The 13389-nt window shown below is 70.0% G+C and carries 12 protein-coding genes; 8 read left to right on the top strand and 4 right to left on the bottom strand.

Features of this window, described 5'->3' with window-relative positions; all coding sequences use genetic code 11:
- Positions 1-12: 12 nt before the first annotated feature.
- The 8 genes from CP983_RS06990 (at position 13) to CP983_RS06955 (ending at position 10055) form a co-directional block, all read left to right on the top strand.
- Positions 13-1014 (top strand): proline racemase family protein, encoded by a 1002-nt coding sequence (locus CP983_RS06990; RefSeq protein WP_150498954.1) that lies wholly within the window; start codon positions 13-15, stop codon positions 1012-1014.
- Between the two features lie 108 nt (positions 1015-1122).
- On the top strand, positions 1123-1821 hold the full coding sequence (locus CP983_RS06985) for a GntR family transcriptional regulator (protein ID WP_107908181.1): 699 nt from the start codon (positions 1123-1125) through the stop codon (positions 1819-1821).
- A 50-nt stretch (positions 1822-1871) separates the two neighbouring features.
- On the top strand, positions 1872-2870 hold the full coding sequence (locus CP983_RS06980) for a LacI family DNA-binding transcriptional regulator (protein ID WP_189748483.1): 999 nt from the start codon (positions 1872-1874) through the stop codon (positions 2868-2870).
- Between the two features lie 145 nt (positions 2871-3015).
- Complete coding sequence (locus CP983_RS06975) at positions 3016-4365, top strand: ABC transporter substrate-binding protein (RefSeq protein WP_150498953.1); 1350 nt, start codon at positions 3016-3018, stop codon at positions 4363-4365.
- Positions 4366-4371: 6 nt separating this feature from the next.
- A complete protein-coding gene (locus tag CP983_RS06970) occupies positions 4372-5328 on the top strand; it encodes a carbohydrate ABC transporter permease (protein ID WP_107908184.1) in 957 nt (318 codons plus the stop codon).
- Positions 5325-6185 carry a carbohydrate ABC transporter permease gene (locus CP983_RS06965; protein ID WP_150498952.1) on the top strand — a complete coding sequence of 287 codons (861 nt, stop codon included), beginning with the start codon at positions 5325-5327 and terminating at the stop codon, positions 6183-6185. Before CP983_RS06970 ends, CP983_RS06965 begins: the two co-directional genes overlap by 4 nt.
- 51 nt (positions 6186-6236) lie before the next feature.
- A complete protein-coding gene (locus CP983_RS06960) occupies positions 6237-7838 on the top strand; it encodes a glycoside hydrolase family 13 protein (protein WP_150498951.1) in 1602 nt (533 codons plus the stop codon).
- A gap of 75 nt (positions 7839-7913) precedes the next feature.
- On the top strand, positions 7914-10055 hold the full coding sequence (locus CP983_RS06955; protein WP_189748480.1) for a discoidin domain-containing protein: 2142 nt from the start codon (positions 7914-7916) through the stop codon (positions 10053-10055).
- Here the strand turns inward: CP983_RS06955 and CP983_RS06950 are convergent.
- Genes CP983_RS06950 through CP983_RS06935 form a run of 4 tightly spaced genes read right to left on the bottom strand, consistent with a single transcriptional unit; the run spans position 10024 to position 13378 of the window.
- Positions 10024-10836 (bottom strand): ABC transporter ATP-binding protein, encoded by an 813-nt coding sequence (locus CP983_RS06950; RefSeq protein ID WP_189748477.1) that lies wholly within the window; start codon positions 10834-10836, stop codon positions 10024-10026. The two genes, CP983_RS06955 and CP983_RS06950, sit on opposite strands and share 32 nt — an antisense overlap.
- A gap of 24 nt (positions 10837-10860) precedes the next feature.
- Positions 10861-11637, bottom strand: a complete 777-nt coding sequence (locus tag CP983_RS06945; protein WP_150506441.1) for an ABC transporter permease — start codon at positions 11635-11637, stop codon at positions 10861-10863.
- The gene (locus CP983_RS06940; RefSeq protein ID WP_125525252.1) at positions 11637-12413 is read right to left on the bottom strand and encodes an ABC transporter permease; all 777 of its coding nucleotides are present in this window, start codon (positions 12411-12413) and stop codon (positions 11637-11639) included. The genes CP983_RS06945 and CP983_RS06940 overlap by 1 nt, the downstream gene beginning before the upstream one ends.
- Entirely contained in the window at positions 12410-13378 is a 969-nt protein-coding gene (locus CP983_RS06935; RefSeq protein ID WP_107908189.1) for an ABC transporter substrate-binding protein, read from the bottom strand. The genes CP983_RS06940 and CP983_RS06935 overlap by 4 nt, the downstream gene beginning before the upstream one ends.
- Positions 13379-13389 lie beyond the last annotated feature (11 nt).

The raw sequence follows: 13389 nt of genomic DNA, 5'->3' as shown, positions 1-13389 counted from the left end.
GAGGCTGGACCCATGCGCAGCAAACTCGTCCTGCACGCCGTCGACTCGCACACCGAGGGCATGCCCACCCGCGTGATCACCGGCGGGATCGGCACGGTGCCCGGTGCGACGATGAACGAGCGGCGGCTGTACTTCCGTGAGCACCGCGACGACATCAAGCAGTTCCTGATGAACGAGCCGCGCGGCCACTCGGCGATGAGCGGCGCCATCCTCCAGCCGCCCACCCGCCCCGACTGCGACTGGGGCGTGCTCTACATCGAGGTCTCCGGCTACCTCCCGATGTGCGGGCACGGCACGATCGGGGTCGCGACCGTGCTCGTCGAGACCGGCATGGTCGAGGTCGTCGAGCCGGTCACCACCATCCGGCTCGACACCCCGGCGGGTCTCGTGGTCGCCGAGGTGGCCGTGGCGGACGGCGCTGCCAAGGCGGTCACCCTGAAGAACGTGCCGTCCTTCTCCGTCGCCCTCGACCGCAAGATCACCCTCGCCGACGGGCGCACGGTGACATACGACATGGCGTACGGCGGCAACTTCTACGCCATCCTGCCGCTGGAGCAGTTCGGGCTGCCCTTCGACCGCTCCCGCAAGGACGACATCCTCCAGGCGGGACTGTCGCTGATGGACGCGATCAACGCCGAGGATGAGCCCGTCCATCCCGAGGACGCGTCCATCCGCGGCTGCCATCACGTCCACCTGATCGCCCCCGGCGCCACCGCCCGGCACTCCCGGCACGCGATGGCCATCCACCCCGGCTGGTTCGACCGCTCGCCCTGCGGCACGGGTACGAGCGCCCGCATGGCACAGCTGCACGCGCGGGGTGAACTGCCCCTGCACACCGAGTTCGTGAACGAGTCCTTCATCGGCACCAGTTTCACGGGCCGACTCCTCGGCACCACCGAGGTGGCCGGCCGCCCGGCCGTCCTGCCCAGCTTCACCGGCCGCGCATGGATCACCGGGACCGCGCAGTACCTGCTGGACCCCTCGGACCCGTTCCCGGCCGGGTTCGTGCTTTAGGGACAGGCCCGGCGAGGCACCGGCGCCGGGGATAATGGTCGGTACCGCGTGACGGTAGCGCGTGACATTGCACCAGCGCGTCACATCGCACCAGCTAGGAGACACCGCATGGCCGCCCAGCGCACCGGCGCCCCGTCCGCCGCAGCCGCCCCGGCGCTGCCCAGCCTGGGCGGCAGGAGGAGCAGCTACCGGGAGCGGGTCGCCGACGCCCTGCGGGCCGCGCTGATCGCCGGGGAACTGCTCCCCGGCGAGGTGTACTCGGCGCCCACGCTCGCCGCCCGCTTCGGCGTCTCCGCGACGCCGGTGCGCGAGGCCATGCTGGACCTGGTCAAGGAGGGCCTGGTCGACACGGTTCCCAACAAGGGCTTCCGGGTCACCGCCGTCTCCGAGAAGCAACTCGACGAGTACACCCACATCCGGGCCCTCATCGAGATCCCGACGGTGGTGGAGCTGGCCCGCACCGCCGACAAGGTCTCCCTGGAGGCGCTGCGCCCCGCCGCGCGGGAGATCGTCCAGGCCGCCGTCTCCGGTGACCTCATCGCGTACGTCGAGGCCGACACCCGCTTCCATCTCGGTCTGCTCGCCCTCGCCGGCAACGTGCATCTCGTCGACGTCGTCGGTGATCTCCGCAAGCGTTCCCGCCTCTACGGCCTCACCGCGCTCGTCGAGGCCGGCCGGCTCCTCGCCTCCGCCGAGGAGCACCTCGAACTCCTCGACGCGCTGATCGCCCGCGACGAGGAGGCCGTGCACGAGGTCATGACCCGCCACCTGGGGCATGTGCGCGGACTCTGGGCTGCGAGGAAGTAGATGCCGCCGTAACGCAAACGGCTTGCGCTTCTTGCGCTATTCTTGCGTCCATGACGCGACGACTTGCTGAAGTGGCGAAGAAGGTCGGGGTCAGCGAGGCCACGGTCAGCCGGGTGCTCAACGACAAGCCCGGTGTCTCCGAGGCCACCCGGCAGGCGGTGCTCTCCGCCCTGGACGTCCTCGGCTACGAGCGGCCCACGCAGCTGCGCGGCGAACGCGCCCGGCTCGTCGGCCTGGTGCTGCCCGAGCTCCAGAACCCGATCTTCCCGGCGTTCGCGGAGGTGATCGGCGGCGCGCTCGCCCAGCTCGGCCTGACCCCGGTGCTGTGCACCCAGACCAAGGGCGGGGTGTCCGAGGCCGACTACGTCACGTTGCTGCTGCAACAGCAGGTGTCCGGGGTGGTGTTCGCCGGCGGGCTCTACGCCCAGGCCGACGCCCCGCACGACCACTACAAGGAGCTCGCCGACCGCAACATCCCGGTCGTGCTGGTCAACGCCGCCATCGAGCACCTCGGCTTCCCTGCGGTGTCCTGCGACGACGCCGTGGCCGTCGAGCAGGCCTGGCGGCACCTGGCCTCGCTGGGGCACGAGCGCATCGGGCTGGTGCTCGGACCGGGCGACCACATGCCGTCGGCGCGCAAGCTGGCCGCCGCGCGCGGCGTCGCCGGGGATCTGCCCGAGGAGCGTGTGGCGCGGGCGATCTTCTCGATCGAGGGCGGTCACGCCGCCGCCACCCGGCTGATCGACCGCGGGGTCACCGGCATCATCTGCGCGAGCGACCCACTGGCGCTCGGCGCGATCAGGGCCGCCCGCCGCAAGGGGCTCGACGTGCCGTCGGAGATCTCCGTGGTCGGCTACGACGACTCGGCTTTCATGAACTGCACCGAGCCCCCGCTCACCACCGTCCGCCAGCCCATCGAGGCCATGGGCAGGGCGGCCGTGGAGCTGCTGAACGCGCAGATCGGCGGCACCGCCGTACCCGCGGAGGAACTGCTCTTCGAGCCGGAGTTGGTGGTGCGTGGTTCGACGGCGCAGGCACCGCGCGCCTGACGGCCGCCCCCGTCCGCCGCCCGACGTCCCTGAAGCATTCATTCCGCTGTTAAAAAATTTCAAATCTCGCGCGACATCTTGCGTTCAGATGTCGGCGGTGCTTGAGTGTGCGGCGCCCACCGCTCCTGCCCAGAGGGGTCCACCGATGAGAAGCACCGGGTTCCGCCGTACCTTCGCCACGCTGAGCGTCTGCTCCCTCGCCCTGGCCGTGTCCGCCTGCGGGTCGGGCGACGACGACTCGGCGAGCGGAAAGACCCGCATCACGGTCAACTGCATGCCGCCCAAGAGCGCCAAGGTCGACCGCCAGTTCTTCGAGCAGGACATCGCGTCCTTCGAGAAGGCCAACCCGGACATCGACGTCGTCCCGCACGACGCGTTCCCCTGCCAGGATCCGAAGACGTTCGACGCCAAGCTCGCCGGCGGGCAGATGGAGGACGTCTTCTACACGTACTTCACCGACGCCCGGCACGTCGTCGACATCAACCAGGCGGCCGATCTCACGTCGTACGTCAAGGAGTTGAAGAGCTACGGGACCATCCAGCAGCAGCTGCGCGACATCTACACCGTCGACGGCAAGGTCTACGGCATACCGCGCACCGGCTACTCGATGGGCCTGATCTACAACAAGAAGCTCTTCGAGAAGGCCGGGCTCGACCCCGAGAAGCCCCCGGCCACCTGGGACGAGCTGCGTGCCGCGGCCAAGAAGATCGCCGCTCTCGGCGGCGGCACCGTCGGCTACGCCGACTACAGCGCCCAGAACCAGGGCGGCTGGCACTTCACCGCCGAGCTGTACTCACAGGGCGGCGACGTCGTCAGCGCCGACGGCAAGAAAGCCACCGTCGACACCCCCGAGGGCCGTGCCGTGCTCCAGAACCTGCACGACATGCGCTGGACCGACAACTCCATGGGCAGCAAGCAGCTCCTGGTCATCAACGACGTCCAGCAGATGATGGGCTCCGGCAAGCTCGGCATGTACCTCTCCGCCCCCGACAACATCCCGATCCTGGTCAAGGAGAAGGGCGGCGACTACAAGGACCTCGCGCTCGCCCCCATGCCCGGCGGCGAGGGCACGCTCATCGGTGGCGACGGCTACATGTTCAACAAGAAGGCGAGCCCCGAGCAGATCCGCGCCGGCCTGAAGTGGCTGGACCACATGTTCCTCACGCCCGGAGACGGCTTCCTCGGCGACTACGCCCGCGCCAAGAAGAACGACGCCCCCGTCGGACTGCCCGAGCCCCGGCTGTTCACCGGCGCCGCCGACGCCAAGGACCAGCAGGTCAAGGAGGCCAACGCCAACGTCCCGGTGGACAACTACCAGGCCTTCCTCGACGGCAACCAGAGCTTCGACATGAAGATCGAACCGCCGAGCGCCCAGCAGATCTACTCGGTCCTCGACGGGGTCGTCTCCGCCGTCCTCACCAAGAGGGACGCCGACATCGACCAGCTCCTGAAGGACGCCTCCGGGAAGATCGACAGCATTCTGGCCCGGGGCTGACGGTCCATGACCAAGACGGCTCAGCGACGGACCGTCGCGAAGGTCGCGGTCCACCCGATGCAGGCGCCGCCCCCGGCAGGGGACCGGAGGCGGCGCCGCCTCGCCGACCAAGCCCGCGCCTACGGCTTCCTCCTCGGCGGCCTCGTCTGCTTCGCCCTGTTCTCCTGGTACCCGGCGATCCGCGCCGTCGTGATCGCCTTCCAGAAGTACACGCCGGGCAGCGACCCCGAGTGGGTCGGCACCGCCAACTTCACCCGCGTCTTCGCCGACCCGGAGTTCGCTGCGGCCTGGCGCAACACCCTCACCTTCACGCTGCTCGCCCTGCTGATCGGCTTCGCGATCCCCTTCGTACTCGCCCTGGTCCTCAACGAGTTGCGGCACGCCAAGGCGTTCTTCCGGGTCGTGGTCTATCTGCCGGTGATGATCCCGCCGGTGGTCAGCGCCCTGCTGTGGAAGTGGTTCTACGACCCCGGCGCCGGCCTCGCCAACGAGGCGCTGCGGTTCCTGCACCTGCCCACGTCGAACTGGTCCAACGGCGCCGACACCGCGCTGGTGTCCCTCGTGATCGTGGCGACCTGGGCCAACATGGGCGGCACCGTGCTCATCTACCTCGCGGCGCTCCAGTCCATCCCGGGCGAGCTGTACGAGGCGGCCGAGCTCGACGGCGCGAACCTCCTCCAGCGCATCCGGCACGTCACGATCCCGCAGACCCGGTTCGTGATCCTGATGCTGATGCTCCTTCAGATCATCGCCACGATGCAGGTCTTCACCGAACCGTTCGTGATCACGGGCGGCGGCCCGGAGAACGCCACGGTCACCGTCCTGTACCTGATCTACAAGTACGCCTTCCTCTACAACGACTTCGGCGGCGCCTGCGCCCTCAGCGTCATGCTGCTCGTGCTCCTGGGCGCCTTCTCCGCCGTATATCTGCGTCTGACGCGCAGCGAAGGGGCGGACGCATGAGCACCCGGACGCTTCTCTCCCCTGCGGCCCTGGCCCGCCCGCGCGGCAGAGCCGTCTACTGGTCCGTCTTCACCGGCACCGTCCTGCTGTTCACGCTCGCCTTCCTCTTCCCCGTGTACTGGATGGTGACGGGCGCGATGAAGTCGCCGGACGAGGTGGTGCGGACCCCGCCCACGCTCGTGCCGGAGCAGTGGCACCTCAGCGGGTACACCGACGCCTGGGACCTGATGCAACTGCCCAGCCACCTCTGGAACACGGTCGTCCAGGCCGCCGGCGCCTGGCTGTTCCAGATCGTGTTCTGCACGGCCGCCGCCTACGCGCTGTCCAAGCTGCGGCCCGTGTTCGGCAAGGTGGTCCTCGGCGGCATCCTCGCCACCCTGATGGTCCCGGCCCAGGCGCTTGTCGTACCGAAGTACCTGACCGTGGCGGATCTGGGGCTGCTCAACGACCCGCTCGCCATCTGGCTGCCGGCCGTCGCCAACGCCTTCAACCTCTATCTGCTGAAGCGGTTCTTCGACCAGCTCCCGCGCGATGTCCTGGAGGCCGCCGAGATTGACGGCGCCGGGAAGCTGCGCACTCTGTGGTCGATCGTGCTGCCGATGTCCCGGCCGGTCCTCGGCGTGGTCTCGATCTTCGCCCTGGTGGCCGTCTGGCAGGACTTCCTCTGGCCGCTGATGGTCTTCTCCGACACCGACAAGCAGCCGATCAGCGTGGCGCTCGTCCAGCTGTCGCAGAACATCCAGCTGACCGTGCTCATCGCCGCGATGGTGATCGCCAGCATCCCCATGGTCGCCATGTTCCTGGTCTTCCAGCGGCACATCATCGCCGGGATCGGCGCGGGCAGCACCAAGGGCTGACGCCCTCCTCCCACCGCCTGCCCTCCTCCTTCCGACAGAAAGGGCCGCACCGTGGCACAGTCCCGTCATGCCGCCGCACAGTGGTGGCGCTCCGCCGTCATCTACCAGGTCTACGTCCGCAGCTTCGCGGACGGCGACGGCGACGGCACCGGCGACCTCGCGGGCGTCCGCGCCCGGCTGCCGTATCTCGCCGAACTCGGTGTGGACGCCCTGTGGTTCACGCCCTGGTACGTCTCACCGCTGAAGGACGGCGGCTACGACGTCGCCGACTACCGCGCGATCGACCCGGCGTTCGGCACCCTCGCCGAGGCGGAGAAACTCATCGCCGAGGCGGGCGAGCTGGGCATCCGCACGATCGTCGACATCGTGCCCAACCACGTCTCCCACCAACACGCCTGGTTCCGGGCCGCGCTCGCAGCCGGACCCGGCAGCCCGGAGCGCGAGCTGTTCCACTTCCGGCCCGGACGCGGCCCGGACGGCGACCTCCCGCCCAACGACTGGCCGTCGCAGTTCGTCGGCTCCACCGAACCCGTGTGGACCCGCCTGCCGGACGGCGAGTGGTACCTCCACCTGTTCACGCCCGAGCAGCCCGACCTCAACTGGGCCCACCCCGTGGTCCGCCAGGAGCACGAGGACATCCTGCGCTTCTGGTTCGAGCGGGGCGTGGCCGGCGTCCGCATCGACTCGGCCGCGCTGCTCGCCAAGGACCCCGCGCTCACCGACCTCGCCGACGACCCCCACCCGCACCCCTTCGTCGACCGCGACGAACTCCACGACATCTACCGCTCCTGGCGGACCGTCGCCGACGACTACGACGGCGTCTTCGTCGGCGAGGTCTGGCTGCCCGACACCGAGCGCTTCGCCCGCTACCTGCGCCCCGACGAGCTGCACACGGCGTTCAACTTCGCGTTCCTGTCCTGCCCCTGGGACGCCGAGCGGCTGCGGGCGTCCATCGACACGACCCTCGCCGAGCACGCGCCCGTCGGCGCCCCCGCCACCTGGGTGCTGTGCAACCACGACGTCACCCGCACGGTCACCCGCTACGGCCGCACCGACACCGGCTTCGACTTCGCGGCGAAGGCCTTCGGCACCCCGACCGACCTGGCCCTCGGCACCCGGCGCGCACGGGCGGCCGCGCTGCTCTCGCTCGCCCTGCCCGGAGCCGTCTACGTCTACCAGGGCGAGGAACTCGGCCTGCCCGAGGCCGACATCCCCCTCGACCGCATCGAGGACCCGATGCACGGCCGCTCCGGCGGCACCGACCCGGGCAGGGACGGCTGCCGGGTGCCGCTGCCGTGGGCGGCGGGAGAACCGCACGCCGGATTCGGTTCGCGGGAGGAACCCTGGCTGCCGCAGCCCGCCGGCTGGGCCGCGTACGCCGCCGACCGGCAGGCCGCCGACCCCGGCTCGATGCTCGGCCTCTACCGCCGGGCGATCGCGCTGCGCCCGGAGTTCGGCGACGGCCCCCTCACCTGGCTGCCGGCGCCCGAGGGCGTGCTCGCCTTCACCCGCGCGCCGGGCGTGACCTGCGTGGTGAACCTCGCCGACGCGCCCGCCGACCTGCCCGACCACACCGAACTCCTCCTCGCCAGCGGCCCCTTGGACCCCCACGGCCGGCTGCCGAAGGACACCGCGGCCTGGCTGCGCGCCTGACCGCGGACCCGCTGTCCCCGCACCCCCACACGAAGGGATCGGCACATGCAGTACCCGCGCAAGACTGTCAGGCTCATGCCAACAGCGATGACGGTCGCCCTCGCCGCAGGCCTCCTCACCGCGATGGCGCCCACCGCCCGGGCAGCGGCCGGGGCCACCCTGCCGTTCACATCGGTCGAGGCCGAGTCGGCGACCACCACCGGCACGAAGATCGGCCCCGACCACACGCAGGGCACCCTCGCCTCGGAGGCCTCCGGGCGCCAGGCCGTACGCCTGAACTCCGGGCAGCGCGTCGAGTTCACCGCGCCGCGCGCGGCCAACGCCCTCAACGTCGCCTACAGCGTCCCCGACGGCCAGAGCGGCTCACTGAACGTGTACGTCAACGGCACCAGGCTCGCGAAGACCATCGCCGTCACCTCCAAGTACTCCTACGTCGACACCGGCTGGATCGCGGGGGCCAGGACCCATCACTTCTACGACAACGCCAGGCTGCTGCTCGGGCAGAACGTGCAGGCCGGCGACAAGGTGGCCCTGGAGGCGACGAACGCCCAGGTCACCGTCGACGTCGCCGACTTCGAGCAGGTCGCGGGGGCGGCGAGCCAGCCCGCCGGGTCGGTGTCGGTGACGTCCAAGGGCGCCGACCCCAGCGGCCAGGGCGACTCGACTCAGGCCTTCCGGGACGCCATCGCCTCGGCGCAGGGCGGTGTCGTGTGGATCCCGCCGGGGGAGTACCGGCTGACGTCCTCCCTCAGCGGCGTCCAGAACGTCACCCTCCAGGGCGCGGGAAGCTGGCACTCGGTCGTGCGCAGCTCGCGCTTCATCGACCAGTCGAGCTCGTCGGGCGGCGTCCACATCAAGGACTTCGCGGTCATCGGCGAGGTCACCGAGCGGGTGGACTCCAACCCCGACAACTTCGTCAACGGCTCGCTGGGACCGAACAGTTCCGTCTCCGGGATGTGGCTCCAGCACCTCAAGGTCGGCCTCTGGCTGATGGGCAACAACGACAACCTCGTCGTCGAGAACAACCGCTTCCTCGACATGACCGCCGACGGCCTCAACCTCAACGGCAACGCGCGCGGCGTGAAGGTCCGGGGCAACTTCCTGCGCAACCAGGGCGACGACGCGCTCGCCATGTGGTCGCTGAACGCGCCGGACGTCAGCAGCAGCTTCGAGAGCAACACCATCACCCAGCCGAACCTCGCCAACGGCATCGCGATCTACGGCGGCACCGACATCACCGTCAGGAACAACCTGATCTCCGACACCAACGCCCTCGGCAGCGGCATCGCGATCTCCAACCAGAAGTTCATGGACCCCTTCCACCCGCTGTCCGGCACCATCACGGTCGACGGCAACACGCTCGTCCGCACGGGCGCGATGAACCCCAACTGGAACCACCCGATGGGCGCCCTGCGCGTCGACTCCTACGACAGCGCCATCGAGGCGCAGGTGAAGATCACCAACACGACGATCACCGACAGTCCGTACAGCGCCTTCGAGTTCGTATCCGGCGGTGGACGGGGCCTCGCGGCCAGGAACGTCACCGTCGACGGCGCCACCGTCCGCAACACCGGCACGGTCGTCGTCCAGGCCGAGACCCAGGGCGCCGCCACCTTCCGCAACGTCACGGCCACCGGCGTCGGCGCCGCGGGCGTCTACAACTGCCCCTACCCTGCAAACTCGGGCCCCTTCACCCTCACCGACGGCGGCGGCAACTCCGGCTGGAGCAGCACCTGGTCCGACTGCTCGACCTGGCCGCAGCCCGGGCAGAGCAACCCCGACCCGGACCCGGCACGCAACCTCGCCAAGGGCCGCCCGGCCACCGCCACCGGCTCCCAGGACGTCTACACGCCCGGCAAGGCGGTCGACGGCGATGCCAACAGCTACTGGGAGTCCGGCAACAACGCCTTCCCGCAGTCCCTGACCATCGACCTCGGCTCCAGCGAGGCGGTACGCCGTCTGGTGCTCAAGCTGCCGCCGTCCTCGGCGTGGGGCGCCCGCACCCAGACCGTCACGGTGCTGGGCAGTACCGACGGCTCGAACTTCTCCACCGTCGTCGGCGCCACCGGCTACCGCTTCGACCCGGCCACCGGCAACACGGTCACCGTCGCCCTGCCCGGCGGCACCGCCCTGCGCCATCTGCGGCTGTCGGTGAGTGCCAACACCGGCTGGCCGGCTGGCCAGTTCAGTGAGGTGGAGGCGTATCCGACTTCGTGACCGCGTCCTGCACGCCCCCGCGCTTCGCCGCCTGGATCTGCTCGTACACATGGGTCCGCAGCTCGGCGAAGCGCGGGTCCACGCGGGTGTGCAACTGGTCGCGCTCGGCGGGCAGATCGACCTTCAGCTGCTCCCGTACGACAGTGGGGGAGGCGGACAGCACGATCACCCGCTCACCCAGGTACACGGCCTCGTCGATGTCATGGGTGACGAACAGGATCGTGATGCCGCGCTCCCGCCACAGCCCCCGCACCAGGTCCTCCAGGTCGGCGCGCGTCTGCGCGTCGACCGCCGCGAACGGCTCGTCCATCAGCAGCACCCGGGGCTCGTACGCCAGCGCGCGGGCGATGGCGACGCGCTGCTGCATCCCGCCCGAGAGCTGCCACGGATACGCCCCCACGGCGTCCGCCAGCCCCACCGACTCCAGCGCGTCACGCACCAGCTCCCGACGCCGCGCCTTGCCCAAGTCCTTCTGCTTCAGCGGCAGTTCGACGTTCTCGCCGACCCGCATCCAGGGGAAGAGGCTGCGCCCGTACTCCTGGAACACGAACGCCATCCCGGGCGGCGGGCCGCTCACCCGGCGCCCCTCCAGGAGCACCTCGCCGCCCGTCGGCGACAGTAGTCCGCCCATGCACTTCAGCAGGGTCGTCTTCCCGCAGCCCGACGGCCCGACGAGACAGACCAGCTCCCCGGCGTCCACGGTGAAGGTGAGGTCGCGCACCGCCTCCACACGCCGCCCGGAACCCTCGTAGACCTTCTTCAGGGCGCGTACGTCGAGCATGACCCTCCCCTTCACGGTGTTCACTCAGGACCGCCGGGTGGTCGCGCGCAGACCGTGGTACCAGCCGAGCACCCGGCGCTCGACCAGCTGGAACACGACGGAGAGCAGGAAGCCGAGCAGACCGAGGACCAGGATCCCGGTCCACATGTCGGGGATCGCGAAGCTGCGCTGGAACTGGACGACGGTGAAGCCGATGCCGTTGTTCGCGGCGAACATCTCGCTGATGACCATCAGGATGATGCCGATCGACAGCGCCTGGCGCAGCCCGGCGAAGATCTGCGGGCTCGCCGAGGGCAGCACCAGATGCCGCAGCCGGGCGAGGCCCGAGAGGCCGTAGGAACGGGCCGTCTCCAGCATCACCGAGTCGACCGCGCGCACCCCCTCCACGGTGTTGAGCAGGACGGGCCACACGCAGCCGCTCGCGATCACGACGATCTTCATGGTGTCGCCGATGCCGGCGAACAGCATGATCACCGGGACAAGCACGGGCGGCGGCACCGCCCGCAGGAACTCCAGGACCGGCTCGCACACCGCGCGCACCGCCCGGTAGGAGCCGATGACCGTGCCGAGCGCGACACCGACGAGGGCTGCGAGCGCATAGCCCGCGAGGAGCCGCAGCAGGCTCGGTACGACATCGGTGCGCAGCCGGTCGGCCGTCCAGACGTCCGGGAAGGTCTCCACGATCGTCCGCAGCGGCGGCCAGAACGGGTCCGTGCTGCCGGCCGACGCCGCCCACCACACGACGACCAGGACGACGGGCAGCGCGATGACGAACAGAGACTTGAGCAGCAGCCGCGCGATCACACCGCCACCTCCCCGCGCACCGACTGATGCCAGGCGAGCGCCCACCGCTCCACCGTGCGCGCGCCGACGTTGATGATCAGCCCGAGCAGGCCCGCGACCACGATGAGCGCGTACATCTGAGGCACCGCCTGCGAGGTCTGCGCCACCGCGATCTGCTGCCCCAACCCCGGTGCGCCGATGACAAGTTCCGCGGTGATCGCGAGGATCAGCGCCACCGCGGCGGCCAGCCGCACACCGGTCATGACGTACGGCAGCGCGGTCGGCCACAGCACATGGCGGACGCGCGCCCAGGTGCCGAGGCCGTACGAGCGCGCCGTCTCCTCGGCGACCGGGTCGACGTCCTGGACGCCGTACAGGGTCTGGATCAGCACCTGCCAGAAGGAGGCGTAGACGACGAGAAGGAGCACCGACCGCAGTTCGGTGCCGTACAGCAGCACCGCGAGCGGGATGAGCGCCACTGACGGGATCGGGCGCAGGAACTCGATCGTGGAGGCCGTCGCCGCGCGCAGATACGGCACCACGGAGACGACGACGCCCGCGGCGACGCCGGCGCAGACCGCGATGGCCAGGCCCAGCGCCCAGCCGGTGAGCGTGTCGCCGAGCGCGTGCCAGAAGGCGTCGTCGGAGAGTTCGTCGCCGAGGGCCGAGGCGATCTTGCTGGTCGGCGGGAAGTACGCCTCCTTGACCAGGCCGAGCCGCGGCACCGCCTCGCCCAGAGCGAGGAAGGCCGCGAGCCCGGCCGCACCGAGTGCGACGTTCCTGCCAGGAGTCACGGCAGGAGCGCGTCCAGGTCGGGCGTCTTCTTGAACAGTCCGTCCTCCTCGCCGAGCTTCATGAGGGCCTCGATGGAGGGGCGGTTCGCCTCGGCGGGCCACTTCGGCAGGACGACCTGCTCAAGGACCGACGCCGGGATCTTGGTGTACGTGGTGACGATCTGCCGTGCCTCGTCCGGGTGATCCTCGGCGTAGGCGAGGGACTCGGCGGTGGCGTCCTGGAACTTCTTGACCACGTCCGGGTGTTGCTGCGCGTACTGCGTCGAGGTGAAGTACATCGCGACGGTGAGCTCGGGCGCGACGTCGATCAGCGGTGAGGCGATCTCGCGGCCGCCCTGGCTGCGGATGGTGGCGGTCGCCGGCTCCACCACGCACGCGGCGTCGATCTGGCCCTGGTCGAGGGCGGCCGGCATCTGGTCGAAGGCCATCTCGACCAGCTCCACCTCGTCCGGGTCGCCGCCCGCCTGACGGACCGCCTGACGTACGGCTGTCTCGTTGATGTTCTTCAGGGTGTTGATGGCGACCTTCTTGCCCTCCAGCTCCTTCGCCGACTTCACGGGGCTGTCCTTCTTGACCATCAGGCCGTTGAAGTCCTTGCCCCGCACGCCGGTCGACGCGATGCCGTTGGCGACGGCCTTCACGGGGACGCCGTTGGACTGAGCCACCATCAGGGACGTCACATTGCTGAAGCCGAACTGGAACTGACCGCTCGCCACACCCGGCACGATCGCCGCACCGCCCTGTGCGGTCGTGAACTCCAGCTTCAGGCCCTGCTTCTCGAAGAAGCCCTTCTTCTGGCCGAGGTACAGCGGCGCGACATCGACGATCGGGATGAGGCCGAGTTTGACGGTGGTGATCCCGCCGGAGGACGCTCCCGCGTCCGGCGAGTCGCCGTCGGACGAGCCACAGGCCGTCCCGACGAGCAGCAGGGCGCCGGCGGCGAGACCGGCGGACAGACGACGCATGGCTCCTCCTG

It is taken from the genome of Streptomyces chartreusis (assembly GCF_008704715.1).
Lineage (GTDB): Bacteria > Actinomycetota > Actinomycetes > Streptomycetales > Streptomycetaceae > Streptomyces > Streptomyces chartreusis.
The sequence above is the reverse complement of the archived record's forward strand: the minus strand, read 5'-3'. Positions and strand labels throughout refer to the sequence as shown.